This window comes from Nonomuraea sp. KM90 (genome assembly GCF_052246675.1).
Lineage (GTDB): Bacteria > Actinomycetota > Actinomycetes > Streptosporangiales > Streptosporangiaceae > Nonomuraea.
Genome location: NZ_JBQQCB010000014.1, coordinates 32,887 through 46,235 on the forward strand (window position 1 = coordinate 32,887; position 13,349 = coordinate 46,235).

The following is a 13,349-nucleotide window of genomic DNA, read 5'->3' on the forward strand; positions in this document are numbered from 1 at the left end:
CCGGACACGACCAGCCGGCCGCCGGTCGTCGGCACGCGCCGCAGGCGGCGCTACCGGCGCGCTATCGCCGGGCTAACCGGCCGGAAGAGCATCTGGGGTCATGGTTCACGTGCTGGTGGCGAGCCAAGCCCTGCTCGCCACGGTCTTCGTCGTCTCCGCGTACTCGAAACTGCGCAGCCGTGCCGCACTACGGTCTTTCGCCGCCACCCTGCGATCGCTGCCCGGCCCGGCCCGGTTCCCGGCCGCCGGGGCGACGGCGGCCATGGAGGTCGTCGCCGCGGCGACCTTGATCGTGTTTCCCCCTGTGGGGCTGGCCGCCGGCGGGGTGCTGCTGATCGCGTTCTCCACGTGGATCGCTGTTTCCCTTCGCCGGGGGCAGCGCGAGGCATGCCAGTGCTTCGGCGCGTCCGTGACCCCGCTCGGCCCGGTGCATCTGGTCCGCAACGGGCTTCTGCTGCTCGTTGTCGCGCTGGGTTCGGTGGCGCTGATGTCTCCCGGCGGCCCGGCAACCGTGGCCGGCCTCGCCCTGGCGGTGCCGGTCGGGCTGGTCGGCGCCATTCTCCTGATCGTCTTTGACGACATCGCCGATTTGTTCATGGAAGCTTCGGGGAGTGCGTGATGCCGTATCTGATCGTTGCCGTCGTCCTGGTCGGCGTGCTGTGCCTGCTGAACCTCCTGCTGACGGTCGGAGTGATCCGCCGGCTGCGGAAGCAGGCCGCGTCAGCGGCATCCCTGCCTCCCATGGAGGACGGGCTCGCCGTCGGGGAGGAGATCCCGGAGTTCGCCGCCACGACCACCGATGGCGAGCCGATCTCCGATGAGCTGATCGACGGGCCCGCCCTGATCGGCTTCTTCTCCCCGTCCTGCGAGCCCTGCAGGGAACTGATGCCGCGCTTCATCGAGCACGCCCGCCGTACCCCGGCCGCCGTGCTCGCCGTCGTCGTCACCGACAGCGACAGCGACCAGGAGGCCGTCGCCGACGTCGAACGCCTCGCCGAGGTGGCACGGGTCGTGGTCGAGGCACCTCATGGCGCCATTCAGGGCGCCTTCCAGGTCGCCGGCTATCCGACCGTCTTCGAGATCGGTGCGGACCGCAGGGTCGCCGACAACAATCCCGTGTTGCCCGCCACGGTCCGCGCATGATCGGAACGGCGAGGTCCGCCGCGGGGGTCGCCCTGCGCGCGGCCCCGGGGCTGATGGCGGTCTATGTCCTGGTGATGATCGTTGAGGCGATCGCGCCGATCGCGGTGGCGTGGCTGACCAAGCTGGTGGTCGACTCCCTGGCGGGACAGGGATCGGCGGCCGAGCTGAGCACCCTCGCGGTGGGGCTGGCCGCCGCGGGCATCCTGCTGACGGTGCTGCCCCAGCTCATGCAGTACCTCAACAGCGAGATGGGCAGGCGGTTCACCACCCAGACCACCACCCAGCTGTTCTCCGCGACGCTGCGGTTCGCCGGGCTGCGACGGTTCGAGGACCCCAGCTTCCACGACCAGCTGCGGTTGGCGAAGAACAGCCTGTCGACGGGACAGGAGGTCGTCACCGGATGCCTGGCGGTGGCGAGCGCGGTGATCACGCTGGCCGGAATGGTCGGCTCCCTCCTGATGGTCAGTCCGGTCCTCACGGGGATCGTCCTGGCGACCGGGGTTCCCGCGCTGGTGGCGCAGTTGCGGCTGTCGCATCGTCGCGCGGCGATGATGTGGGACATCGGCCCGGGCGAACGACGCCAGATGTTCTACGGCGACCTGCTCACCACGATCGCGGCGGCGAAGGAGATCCGGCTGTTCAACAGCGGCCGCTTCCTGCGAGGCCGCATGATGACCGAGTTGCGCACGTCCAACGCCGCACGCCGCCGGATGGACCTCAAGGAACTGTCCGTCGAGGGCCTGCTGACGCTGCTGGGCTCCGTGGTCGCGGGCGGCGGGCTGATCTGGGCCGTCATCTCCGCCGGCTCCGGCGCGTTGAGCATCGGCGACGTGTCCCTGCTGATCGCCGCCATCGCCGCGGTCCAGGCCGCCCTCAACGGGCTGATCATCGGTATCGCCACTCTCCACCAGGATCTGCTCATGTTCGGCCATTACGTGGCCGTGACCTCGGCCGAACCCGACCTGCCCATCCCCGCCGAGCCCGCGCCCCTGCCCCGGCTGCGCCACGGCATCCAGCTGACCAACGTGTGGTTCCGCTACAGCGAGGATCATCCCTGGATCCTGCGCGGCCTGAACCTGTTCGTCCCGGCCGCCGCGTCGGTCGCCGTCGTCGGCCTGAACGGGGCCGGCAAGTCCACCCTCGTCAAGCTCCTGTGCCGGTTCTACGACCCGCAGCACGGCAGCATCACGTGGGACGGCGTCGACATCCGTGACGTGCACCCCGATGATCTGCGGCACCGCATCAGCGGGGTGTTCCAGGACCACATGGCCTACGACATGTCCGCGGCCGACAACGTCTCCATCGGCTTCGTCCCCGCCCGCGAGGACGAAACCCGCATCCGCGGGGCCGCTCACGAGGCCGGGATCGACGACAAGCTCTCCTCCCTTCCTCGCGGGTACGACACCTTGCTCACGCGGACGTTCTTTAGCGAGGACGACAAGGACGACCCCGACACCGGTGTCGTGCTCAGCGGCGGGCAATGGCAGCGCACGGCCCTGGCCCGCGCGATGTTCCGCGGCCACCGCGACCTCGTGATCCTCGACGAGCCCTCCGCCGGGCTCGACCCCGAGGCCGAGGCCGACGTGCACTCCCGGACCCGGCGCCGCCGCCACGGCGCCACCAGCCTGCTCATCTCTCACCGGCTCAACACCGTGCGCGACGCCGACCTCATCATCGTTCTGGAGGACGGCGCCATCCGGGAAGCCGGAAGGCACGACGCCCTCATGGCCGCCCGCGGCCCCTACGCACGGCTCTTCAACCTCCAGGCGACCGGGTACCGCGAGCCGGAAGAGGCGGTGGCCCTGTGAGGTGGGTGCTGCTCGCCGCGAGCTGCGCGCTGGCCCTGTTGATCGTGCGGCTGCGCGCGACGTATTCCGTGATCCGGGTCGACGGCGACAGCATGGCCCCCACGTTGACCGACGGAGACCGGCTGCTGGCCCGGCGCGTGACCGCGTCGGCTCTCCGACGCGGTCAGATCGCGGTGGTCCGCGCACCACGATTCGTCGGCGTGACCTTCCTCGTCAAGCGGATCGCCGGATTGCCGGGCGATCCTGTTCCGCCCTCGGTGGCACCGGTGGTGGCCGAAGATCGTGTCCCCGTCGGCAATGTCGTCCTGCTCGGCGACAACAGCGAGGGCAGCTACGACTCGCGGGACCACGGCTACTTTCCGCTCGCCGACATTCATGCCATCACTCGCCGAAGGCTGTCCCCTGGATATGCGGGGCTGTCAGTAAAGGAGACGGCACAGATCAACTGACCGAGTTTCCGAGACCGTGAACGAAGAAATGGAAGAACAGCGTGAAGATCATAACCGGGCTCGCGGACGTCGCCCTGTCCCTGGTCCTGCCCGAGGACTCTGCCGGCGCCGTCATCAAGTGCTACAACCGACCCATTGGCGGCTACTGGTGGGGGCGGTGCTATTACAACCCCGCCTGCGGCAGCAGGTCGATGAAGGACAAGTACGCGTGCAACTGGGGGCCGGGCAGCACCTTCGGGGTGCGGACCACTCTCGAGCGCAGATGTTGCTAGCCGCGTAGCGACCACACCGGGGCCGGACAGTTCCCTTCAACAGGAGCTTGTCCGGCCCTTTCATGTGCGCAGCTCCTGTACGCCGCCTGCCATACCTGGAACATACCGGCGATCAGCACAATGTCGATCGGAGGTGCACGATGTTCCAACTGTTGGGACGCTTGGCGGTGGTCGACGGCGGGGGCCGCGCGATCAACGTCCGAGCCGCGAAGCAGCAGGCGATCCTCGCCGTTCTCATGCTGCGTCCGGGCGGAGTGGTCAGCGTGGATCGGCTGATGACGGAGCTCTGGCCGGACGAGCCGCCGGCGACGGCGAGAGCGAGTCTGCAGACGTACGTCTACCGCCTGCGACGCACTCTGGCGCCGCTGGCCGCCCACGGCGTCGACCTGACCACTCTCGGGAACGGCTACACCCTGGTCGTCCCGGACCGGGCGGTGGACATCAGGGCCTTCGAGCAGCGCTTCACCCGGGGATCGCAGGCGCTGACCGCGGGCAGTCCGGCGATGGCGGCCGGGCTGCTGCGGGAGGCGCTGGACATGTGGCACGGCCCGCTGGCGCCGGAGATCGACGTCGAAACCGTCCGCTGCGAGCGCCGCCGCCTGGACGCGATGCACCTGACCGCATCCGAGCTCTGGGTGGAGGCCGAACTGCGGCTCGGCCTCCACACCGGGGTCATCCCGGAGCTGGAGCGCCTCGTCGAGGCCCACCCCTTCCGCGAATCCCTGTGGGAGATGCTGCTGCGTGCCCTGGCCGGGCGCGGCCGCCGGGCCGAAGCGCTCGCCGCCTACCGGCGCATGCGTGACATCCTCAGCACGGAGCTCGGCATCGAGCCGGCCGACCACCTACGCCGGCAGCATCAGGAGATACTCCGAGGCGCGTCGCTCTAGCAAAGAAAGTGCCCTCTGGCCGGCGCCGGCCAGAGGGCTATCCCTTTACCTACCTAGGCGCACTGCTTTTTCCAGTAGGGCGAGCAGTCGCTCCTCCAGCACTTGAAGTAGGCACAACAAATGCTGCCGGTGCAGGTTGTGTGGTCGAGAATGCAACGTGCGGTGCACGCGGCCTGCGCATCGCCGGCCGGTACGACGAAGGCGACGATCCGGTCCGCCAAGGCAGTGATGGATTTCACGTGTCTCACCTTCTCTCCGCCCGGTTATTCGCACATGGTGACCGTGCGATAGGTGCAGTCCCTGTTGTAGCACCGCATCTTGTAGCACCCGGTGTTCGGGTCGTAGCTGATCTGCACGCACCTCGGGACGCACGCGGCGTCAGCCTTGACCGTGGGAATCAACCGGTCGATGAGCTTGTCCAGCATTCTGTTTCACCTCCCTTCCTGTCTCGGGGTTCAGTGGGCGCGGATTTCACGGGGAGTTGTCTCGTGATATCCGCGGGCTTGTAGACGGAAGAGACGGGCGTAGGTGCCGTCCACCGCCATGAGTTCGTCGTGGCTCCCCCGCTCGGCGACGACCCCGTCCTTCAGGACGACGATCAGGTCGGCGTCCCGCACCGTGTTCAGCCGGTGGGAGATGAGCAGGCTCGTCTGGCCGGAGCGGTGGTGGCGCATCCGGGCGTGCACGTCGGCCTCGGCTTCGGGGTCGAGACCCGAGCTCGGCTCGTCGAGGATCATCAGGTCCCGTCCGTCGCGGAGGAAGGCTCTGGCCAGGGCGGTTCGCTGCCACTGGCCGCCGGAGAGCACGACGCCGGTCGAGGAGTCCTCGCGGTCCTCCTCGCTGGTGAACATCCGGGTGAGCAGCGTGTCGTAGCCGCGGGGAAGGAACGCCAGCAGCTCGTCCACCCCGGCCCTCCGCGCGGCGGCGCGGATCCGGTCCAGGTCGTCACGGGCACCGACGTCTCCCACGCCGATGTTGTCGCGGGCGGAGAAGTCGTAGGCCATGTGGTCCTGGAAGACGCCGCTGATCCGCTCCCGCAGCGCCTCCGGCCGGACCTCGCGCAGGTCGGCCCCGTCCCAGAGGATCGCTCCCCGGCTCGGGTCGTAGAACCGGCAGAGCAGCTTGACCAGCGTGCTCTTGCCCGCGCCGTTGAGCCCGACCAGTGCCACGGCCGCGCCGTACGGGACGAGCAGGTCGACGCCGCGCAGGATCCAGGGATGGTCGTCGCTGTACCGGAACCACACGTCGCGCAGTTCGATCCCCCGGCGCAGCGGCGGCAGCGGCGCGGGGCCGGGCGGCACGACGAGGTCGGGCTCGACCCTGACCACCGCCACGTAGTGGCCGAAGAGCCGCAGGTTGTGATCGGTGATCGCGATGCCGTTGACCAGGGTGTCGAGCCCGCCCTGGACGGCGACGACGGCGACGGTGAACATCGACACGTCCCCGACGGTGAGCGTGCCGGTCCGGGCCGCGGCGATGGCCCAGACGAGCCCGCCACCGGCCACCACGGCGGACAGCAGGGCGAGCGCCCCCTCCGCCGACAGCTCCTTGCGGTCCATCCGCCGCTTGGCCGCCTGAGCCGTCGACAGCTCCGCCATGAGGCGGCCGCGCAGGAATCCGCCCAGGTTGAAGAGCCTGATCTCCTTGGCCGCCTCGATCGTGCCGAGCAGGGTGCTGTAGAAGAGCTGCCGTCGTTCCGCGGGGCCGATCTCCCACATCATGGTCGTGCGCCGGCGGGACAGCTTCAGCTGCGCGATGAGTGCCGGCACGGCGGCGCACAGCACGATCAGCGTCATGGCCGGGCTGATCACCAGCATGGACCCGACGAAGCCGATCACGGTGACAGCGGAGCGAACCAGGCCGAATGCCTCGGTGACGATGCTGTCCGCCCTGGACGTCCCCTCCTGGGCCAGGCGCAGCCGGTCGAGGAAGCGGGGATCCTCGAAGGGCCGGAGCCCGGGAAATCGTGCCGTGGCCGCGAAGAGCCGGTCCGTCGTGGTGGCCGCCATGGCGCGGCCGATCTCGCTGCCGAGGTACCGCGAGGCGTGCGGCAGGATCGCGGCGGCGACACCGGTACCGGCCAGCCCGGCGGCCAGGCCCAGCAGCTCCGGCAGGGAGGCCGTCCCGGTGAGGCCGTCGATGACCAGCTTGGTCAGCCAGGCCACCGCGACCGGCGTCGTGGCCGTGCCCAGCAGGGTGAGCGCGTACCCGATCATGGGACCGGCGGCGCCGCTCCAGCAGATGGCCGCCGCCGCACGCGCGGAAGCGGTCAGGCGCACCCCGTCAACGGCCATGCTGCCGCTCCAGCTTCCTGACGGTGACGGCTTGGAGGTCGCCGGCGTGGAAGAAGCCGTGCTCGCGGGAGTCGAAGCTGACCTCGGTGTTGTCACCGATCAGGACGAACCTGCCGGCCGGGACGACGTCGTCGGCGACGACCCTCCGTACCCGCTCCGGGACCGGATCGCCGGGCAGGGCGGCGACACGTTTGATCAGGAAGTCGCCGCCGATCGGGTGCGGGCTCGAGACGACGGCGATCTGCCCCTTGCGCAGCGTCGCCAGGTCCGTGCGCCGGGCCAGCAGCCGGTCCCCATGGGTCAGCGCCGGGGCCATGCTGTCGCCGCTGACGCGGATCACCAGGTACGTCGCGCGCAGCCGTACGGCCAGCAGGGCCAGACCCGCGAGCCCGCCCGCCGCCGCGAGGAACGCCGGCCTCACGACGCCTTGACCTCGGCGGGCAGGGTGTGCGGCAGGGTGTGCGGCATGGTGTGGCCGCCGCTGACGACCGTGTCCCCGGCGTCGATCGTGACGACCGTCGGGTACGCGTCGACCTTGGGCGCGAACGGGCGCAGGTCCGCGCGGCTGCGCGGCCTGGCGAACGCGGCATCGGCGAGCACTGCCCCGACAGGGACGCGGCACGCGACGATCAGGAGATCCACGTCCTGGATATTTCGTGATCCCGCTAGCCCTGCCCTCGCGCGCCGCTAGCCCGGCCGGGTCAGGGGTCGCCCACGCGGAGGGCGGCGTCGAGGTTGCGGCGGCGGCTCATGGCCGTGTGCACGTACGCCCCGAGCACGGCGCACAGGCCCAGCCCGGATGCCAGCGCCACGGGCGCGAGCAGGCCCGGCGTGTGATCGGCCACGGGCAGGCCACCGGCGAATGCGGACATGTCCACACCTGGCCCGAGCGCGGCCGGCAGGCCCATGCCCAGGGCCATGCCCACCGGCGCCGTGACGAGGACGACGGGCAGCAGCTCCAGCAGGGTCAGCCGCCGGGCCTGCCGGTCGGACAGCCCGAGCGTACGCAGGAGCGAGACCGCCCTGGCCCGCCCGTCCGCCCCGGCGGCCAGCGACAGGACGATCGCGACCAGTGCGTACGCACCCAGCGCCACCATCACCACGACCATCGTCGTGCGGACCGTTCCGGTGAGCGGGTCTGCCCGGATGGCCGCCAGCGCCGCCTCCTGCGTCTCGACGGTGGCCGACGGGACCAGCCGCGCCAGCTCGGCGGGCGGGATGTCGCCCTTGATGAGCAACGTGTTGGCCGCGGGCCAGGGCAACACCTCCCGCGGCACGAGGAGGAACTGCCCGCTGGAGTAGAACCCGGGCACCGCGTCGATCACGCCCTGGGCGGTGAGCCGTACCGGTGACAACCACCTGATCTCGAAGGCACCCCGGCTGCCCAGCGCGGGCGAGACCAGCGCGGACGTGCCTCCGGACAGCGCGGGCAGGCTGATGGGCGCGTCCTCGTTGACCCGCCGCCACTGCGCTAGGTCCACGGCGACGGCGTACGGCCACTCCCCCGTGGCCCCGATCTGCACCCGGCCCGTCAGTGCGAGCGCCACCTTCTCGACGCCGGGGGTTCGGCGGACCCGCTCGATGGCGTCGGGCGGGATGTTCGCGACCGACGTCAGCTTGATCGGCGCACCCACCTTCTGCCAGGACGCCAGCCGCTGCGTGGTGGTGATCCCGTCGTGGACCACCGCGGCGAACACCGACAGGCTCAGCGCGGGCAGCAGGATCAGCACCGGCAGCGCGCCCACGGACCGCTCCCTGGCAGCCCTGGTCAGCCCCAGGAACGGCACGGCCGCCCGCCGCCGAGCGGCCAGCCGGACGAGCAGCCGCAGCGGGTACGGGTAGCACCGCAGGGTGATCAGCGCGGCCGCGAGCGTCAGCGCGACCGGGATCAGCAGCAGGAACGGATCCTGCTGCGCGGTGCCGGACGGCCCCCGGGCCCGCAGCAGGTACGCCCCCGCCGACGCGAGCACGACGACCAGCGCCTCCACCGTCACCCGCCGCGCGGACGGCCGGACGGTGACCAGATCGGCACGGCGCTCCCGCAGCGGCGTGCGATGCGCGAGCACCAGGCGCACCACGGCGGAGGCCACGGCGATGACGACCACGACCGCCGGTCCGAGGTGCACGATCGGCAGCACGGGCCCCGGCAGGAGGAACGACAGGGCGTACCCGGCAAGGGCCGCGGGCCCCACCGTGAGCGCGGTCAGCGCGGCCCCGGCCGCCACCACCTGCCACAGCGCGGCGCCGCGCGCCCGTGCCAGGGCCAGCGTGCGCTCCATCCGGTCGGTCAGCAGCCGCCCGGCCAGCGCGATCACGCCGAGCGCGACCGCGAACAGGCCGCCGAGCACCAGGTACATGACGGTCTGCGCGGCGGACAGCACGGCCAGGAAACCGGCGAGCAACTGGGGCAGCCCGGTGACCATGCGGTAGCCGGTGGTGCCCGTCCCCTGGACGTCCACCTGCCGCTGGAACTCGGCGACCGCGGCTTCGACGTCCGGCACCTCCAGGGCGCTCGCGGCCCGCCCGTCGAGGGGGAGGACCCAGCGGTAGGTCAGGGTACGGGCCTTGTTGGTCAGCGCGCTCAGCCCGTCGTCCGACATCAGCGTCGTGGTGTGGAGCTCCTCCGGCCCGTCCGTCGGCACGACCCTGGTGACGTGCAGGACGTCGGCGTCGTGGCTCCAGGAGCGGTCGGCCGGGTCCTTGGCCCGGAAGACGCCGACGATCTTGGCGGCCGTGTGCACGCTCTCGCCGAGCATCCTGGTCTGGCCGACGCGCAGCCCCATCCGGGCCACGGCCTCCTCCACGACGCCCACCTCGATGACCGGGATCGTCGCCCCCCGGTACCGCATGGTGGACGGCTCGCCGGGCGCGCGGCCCCGCACCCAGTCCACGCGCCGGGCGGCGTCGGACAGCCAGCCGAGGTTGACGAAGGTCCGGGTCCCGCTCGTCCCGCCGGCGGGCGTGCGGTAAGTCTTGGCGCTGAGGTGGCCGCCGGGCCCGATCAGGGGCCGCAGCGCCGCCGGGATGAGCCGGCGCCAGTGGAGGTCGCCGCTCTCGAACTCCGCGCGTGAGTGCAGCTCACCGGCGGGCAGGGCCGGAGCCCCGGCGACGGTCAGGTCGGTCCGCACCGCCACGGCCTCGGTCAGCGACCGGCGCAGCGCGTCGTCGAACGACGCCTGCATCGTCCTGGGAAGCCCGGCGACGAGCAGGCAGGCGACCGCTGTCAGCACGACGAGCAGCGCCGACGTACCCGCGTGCGCCCGGACGCCCAGGGGGATTCTCACCGTTCCTCCATGGTCTGCCCCCGCCACATGCGCCGGGCCAGCCCGGCGACGATCGCGACCAGCACCGCCGTCACCAGGGCCAGCATCGCGGCAACGGCCGCCCACGGGAGGTGGAACAGCACGCCGGGCGTGACCGCCGACGCCTGCCCGGTCAGTACGACCCGCGGGACCACCAGGTTCCCGACCACCACGGCGAGCCCGGTGCCGGACGCGAGCGACAGCCCGATGACGAACGCCTGCTCCGTGGCCAGCATCCCGAACACCTGGCGGGAGCCGGCGCCCAGCGCCCGCAGCACGGCGAACTCGGCCCGCCGCTCCCGCGCCGCGACCACGGCGTTCACCAGGAACCCGAGCACCGCGAACCCCAGCGCCGCGGCGAACCCCAGCGTCAGCCCGCCCTGCAGCGCGGCGGCCAGCGGATCGTCGCGCAGCTCGGCCGCCAGCTCCCGCCGGTCCACCGTGGTCACGTCCCATTGGGGGTTGCGGCGGAGGATCTCCCGCGCGGGCGCGGAGTCGGCGGTGGCGAGCCACCATTCGGTGGCGGGCCGGGACGGCTGCGCCGCGGCCAGCTCGTGCGCCTGCAGCGTCTCCCAGTCGGCGAGCACGGCCTGCTGGTCCGGGGCGCTCGTGGGCATGCTCGTCACGATGCCCACCACCTCGATCCGCAGGGCCCGGCCGGCGAAGCGGACGGACCCGCCCTGCCCGACGTCCAGCTCGAGAGCGGCGGCCAGGCCGGAGGTGACCACCACGGGCAGCGGCCGGTGCTCCCGCGACGGCCCGAAGGCGATCACGCCACGCGGATGAGCGACGGCCCCGGCCACCGGCACGTCCCGGCCGTCCGCGCTCAGCCCGGTCAACCTCAGGTCGGTCGACCTCAGCCCGGGCTGCTCGCCCGCCACGAGGCCGCGTACCGACAGCGGATAGGCGATCGTGCCGGCCCGTCCGGCCAGCGGCGCCAGATCGAGCCCGATCCGGTTGCCGCCCTCCCGCAGCTCGCCGAGCGGCAGGTCGCGCCACACGCCCAGCGCGTCGGACAGCACCAGCCGGGCCGGCACGGCGGCGGGTGAATCGGCCCGCACGGTGAGGGCACGCGGCCGTCCGGGCAGCTCCAGCCGGCCCGCCCGGTCGCCGGCGAGGGCCACGGACAGCTGCGCGACCGTCCGCGCCGACAGGTCGGGGCGCAGGCGGAACAGCTCGCCGAACCGGCTCGCGTCCAGGGCGAGAAGCAGCGCGCTCTCGCCGCCCACCTCGGTCGGTGCCCGGAAGGCGGGCGAGGCGGCGGTGACGCCGGGCAGCGCCGTGAACGCCGTGCCGCGGCCGAGCACCCCCAGCTCGGGCCCCTCGGACGGCCCCGACAGGCGCAGGTCGGCCGCCGCCTGGTGATCGGCCTGATCGCGTTGCGAGGCCTGCCAGGTGGAGGTGGTGGCCATGGAGACGACGCCGATCGCGATGGCCAGGGTCAGCAGCAGCGCGGGGCCGGCGTACTTGAGCGGCCGCCTGCTGACCTGCCAGGCGCCCAGCGCGGGGGCGAGGGTGGGCCGGCGCGAGGTCAGCCGCTCGGCCATCCGCGACACGCGCGGCACCAGCCGCAGCCCCAGCAAGCCGCCCGCGAGCAGGGCCAGGGCCGGGCCGGAGATGATCAGCGGGTCGATGCCGAGCCCGCCCGCCGCCGTCGCGGTGACCGGCGCGCCGTAGCGCTGGAGCTGCCAGATCGCCAGTACGGCCACCGCCAGCAGCGCCAGGTCCGCGCCCGCCCCCTGGACCAGGCCGCGCCGGCCGCCACGGCCGCGCGCCGACTGCTCCTCCACGTACGTGCGCCGCGCGCCCGCCACGGCCGGCAGCGCCAGCAGGACGGCCGCGGCCAGCGCCACCCCGAACGAGACCAGGAACGTCCCCACGTCCGTCACCGGCGCCAGCCGCACCCCCGAGGACCTGATCCAGGGCAGCAGGCTGATCAGAGCGAGCACCGGCGGCCCCAGGAACGGCGCCACGACCGCGCACGGGACCGCGACCAGCAGCGCCTCGCCGCCCGCCAGCGCCGCCAGCCGAGCCGTGCCCGCGCCGCGCGAGCGCAGCAGCGCCATCTCCATGCGGCGGTGGTCGGCCAGCAGCCGAGCGGTGAGCATCAGCGCGTACCCGGCCAGCACCAGCAGTTGCAGCACCGGGATCAGCATGGTGGAGCGGGCCACCAGGGACGCGGTGTCGAGCTGGGTGAGGAGCTCGGGCAGGTCGCCGGCGGTCAGGCAGGTCGCGCAGCCGGCCGCCGACAGCCGTTCGCCCACCCGGCCGGCGGCCTCCGCCAGCGGGCGCAGCCGCTCGGGCGTCAGCGCGCCGAGATCCGGCTCGGCCGCCCACACGGCCCTGACGCTGGTGGCGAAGCGCGCGACGAACGTCTCCTGCGCCACCATCAGGGGCCCGTACGTGGTGTACTCGCCGCGCTCCATGCCCCGGCTCAGCAACTCCTCACCGGCCCACCGCTCGCCCACGGGGTCGTCGAGCCGGAAGACGCCGACGACGCGGACCCGGACCGGGCGCCCGTCGAGCCGGGCCTTCGTGACGAACTCCCCGCCGAGCTCGAACCCGGTGGCCGCGGCCGCCGACTCCGAGATCGCCGCCTCCACGGCCTGCCCGCCGGTCCGCGGCCACCTGCCCTCGACCGGCCGGGCGTGCCGGTCGAGCCCGTCGTGGCTGCCGAACCGCAGCAGCTCGGGCAGCTCCTTGCCGTCCTGCCCCGGCATGACGTACGAGTCCGAACGCAGGCTGGTGGTGACGGCCGGCGGCGCTCCATAGGTGGCGGCGAGCTCGTCGCGCACCATCCGGTCGTACCGCGGGAAGGTCGTGGCGTCGACCTGGGCGCTGATGGTGGTGGTCGTCTGGCGGTACGAGGCCGTCTCCATCGCCCTGCGCACCCCCGCGCCGGCGATGGCGGAGGCGTACATCGTCAGCGCCACCAGCGTGGTCGTCGCCAGCAGGATCGACCCGAACGCGGCCAGGAGGAGCAACGGCTCGTCAAGGGCCCGCTTGACGACCAGCGGCACCCGCATTCCTTCCCTCCTTCCCCCGCTGATTAGACCTTCGGCGGCGGGCAGGATCGCGGCAAGGGCGGTGACGCACCTGATACGCGCATGTGATCACCGGTGGCCGATGACTAAGCGCATAGTCAGCCCTAGAATGTGAGTACCAAGACTCGCGGCGGGCCACCGATCATCGTG

The 13,349-nt window shown here is 72.3% G+C and carries 13 protein-coding genes; 6 read left to right on the forward strand and 7 right to left on the reverse strand.

Features of this window, described 5'->3' with window-relative positions:
* Window positions 1-100: 100 nt before the first annotated feature.
* The 6 genes from ACTWPW_RS17665 to ACTWPW_RS17690 all read left to right on the forward strand — a co-directional run bounded on the left by ACTWPW_RS17665 (window position 101) and on the right by ACTWPW_RS17690 (window position 4,559).
* On the forward strand, window positions 101-619 hold the full coding sequence (locus ACTWPW_RS17665; protein WP_443169288.1) for a MauE/DoxX family redox-associated membrane protein: 519 nt from the start codon (window positions 101-103) through the stop codon (window positions 617-619).
* Window positions 619-1,143 carry a TlpA family protein disulfide reductase gene (locus ACTWPW_RS17670; protein WP_443169289.1) on the forward strand — a complete coding sequence of 175 codons (525 nt, stop codon included), beginning with the start codon at window positions 619-621 and terminating at the stop codon, window positions 1,141-1,143. Before ACTWPW_RS17665 ends, ACTWPW_RS17670 begins: the two co-directional genes overlap by 1 nt.
* Window positions 1,140-2,951 carry an ABC transporter ATP-binding protein gene (locus ACTWPW_RS17675; RefSeq protein ID WP_443169290.1) on the forward strand — a complete coding sequence of 604 codons (1,812 nt, stop codon included), beginning with the start codon at window positions 1,140-1,142 and terminating at the stop codon, window positions 2,949-2,951. Before ACTWPW_RS17670 ends, ACTWPW_RS17675 begins: the two co-directional genes overlap by 4 nt.
* A gap of 5 nt (window positions 2,952-2,956) precedes the next feature.
* The gene (locus ACTWPW_RS17680; protein ID WP_375110988.1) at window positions 2,957-3,400 is read left to right on the forward strand and encodes a S26 family signal peptidase; all 444 of its coding nucleotides are present in this window, start codon (window positions 2,957-2,959) and stop codon (window positions 3,398-3,400) included.
* 41 nt (window positions 3,401-3,441) lie between these two features.
* A complete protein-coding gene (locus ACTWPW_RS17685; protein WP_375110989.1) occupies window positions 3,442-3,672 on the forward strand; it encodes a hypothetical protein in 231 nt (76 codons plus the stop codon).
* A 152-nt stretch (window positions 3,673-3,824) separates the two neighbouring features.
* Window positions 3,825-4,559 carry an AfsR/SARP family transcriptional regulator gene (locus tag ACTWPW_RS17690; RefSeq protein ID WP_375110990.1) on the forward strand — a complete coding sequence of 245 codons (735 nt, stop codon included), beginning with the start codon at window positions 3,825-3,827 and terminating at the stop codon, window positions 4,557-4,559.
* A 53-nt stretch (window positions 4,560-4,612) separates the two neighbouring features.
* Here the strand turns inward: ACTWPW_RS17690 and ACTWPW_RS17695 are convergent, their stop codons facing one another.
* From ACTWPW_RS17695 to ACTWPW_RS17725, 7 genes are read right to left on the reverse strand one after another with little or no spacing between them, the layout of a single operon-like run.
* The gene (locus tag ACTWPW_RS17695; protein WP_364132054.1) at window positions 4,613-4,798 is read right to left on the reverse strand and encodes a hypothetical protein; all 186 of its coding nucleotides are present in this window, start codon (window positions 4,796-4,798) and stop codon (window positions 4,613-4,615) included.
* A 24-nt stretch (window positions 4,799-4,822) separates the two neighbouring features.
* Window positions 4,823-4,984: a hypothetical protein gene (locus tag ACTWPW_RS17700; protein WP_375110991.1), complete on the reverse strand. Its 162-nt coding sequence runs from the start codon at window positions 4,982-4,984 to the stop codon at window positions 4,823-4,825.
* 30 nt (window positions 4,985-5,014) lie between these two features.
* Window positions 5,015-6,853: an ABC transporter ATP-binding protein gene (locus tag ACTWPW_RS17705; RefSeq protein ID WP_443169291.1), complete on the reverse strand. Its 1,839-nt coding sequence runs from the start codon at window positions 6,851-6,853 to the stop codon at window positions 5,015-5,017.
* On the reverse strand, window positions 6,843-7,274 hold the full coding sequence (locus ACTWPW_RS17710) for a S26 family signal peptidase (protein WP_443169292.1): 432 nt from the start codon (window positions 7,272-7,274) through the stop codon (window positions 6,843-6,845). The genes ACTWPW_RS17705 and ACTWPW_RS17710 overlap by 11 nt, the downstream gene beginning before the upstream one ends.
* Entirely contained in the window at window positions 7,271-7,495 is a 225-nt protein-coding gene (locus ACTWPW_RS17715) for a hypothetical protein (RefSeq protein ID WP_443169293.1), read from the reverse strand. Before ACTWPW_RS17715 ends, ACTWPW_RS17710 begins: the two co-directional genes overlap by 4 nt.
* 59 nt (window positions 7,496-7,554) lie before the next feature.
* Window positions 7,555-10,137, reverse strand: a complete 2,583-nt coding sequence (locus ACTWPW_RS17720; protein WP_443169294.1) for an FtsX-like permease family protein — start codon at window positions 10,135-10,137, stop codon at window positions 7,555-7,557.
* On the reverse strand, window positions 10,134-13,181 hold the full coding sequence (locus tag ACTWPW_RS17725; RefSeq protein WP_443169295.1) for an FtsX-like permease family protein: 3,048 nt from the start codon (window positions 13,179-13,181) through the stop codon (window positions 10,134-10,136). Before ACTWPW_RS17725 ends, ACTWPW_RS17720 begins: the two co-directional genes overlap by 4 nt.
* Between the last annotated feature and the right edge of the window lie 168 nt (window positions 13,182-13,349).

Coding starts and splice junctions, on each gene's coding strand:
- ACTWPW_RS17700 (WP_375110991.1), bottom strand. CDS start 4,984: ATGCTGGACAAGCTCATCGACCGGTTGATTCCCACGGTCAAGGCTGAC.
- ACTWPW_RS17725 (WP_443169295.1), bottom strand. CDS start 13,181: ATGCGGGTGCCGCTGGTCGTCAAGCGGGCCCTTGACGAGCCGTTGCTC.
- ACTWPW_RS17670 (WP_443169289.1), top strand. CDS start 619: ATGCCGTATCTGATCGTTGCCGTCGTCCTGGTCGGCGTGCTGTGCCTG.
- ACTWPW_RS17705 (WP_443169291.1), bottom strand. CDS start 6,853: ATGGCCGTTGACGGGGTGCGCCTGACCGCTTCCGCGCGTGCGGCGGCG.
- ACTWPW_RS17665 (WP_443169288.1), top strand. CDS start 101: ATGGTTCACGTGCTGGTGGCGAGCCAAGCCCTGCTCGCCACGGTCTTC.
- ACTWPW_RS17675 (WP_443169290.1), top strand. CDS start 1,140: ATGATCGGAACGGCGAGGTCCGCCGCGGGGGTCGCCCTGCGCGCGGCC.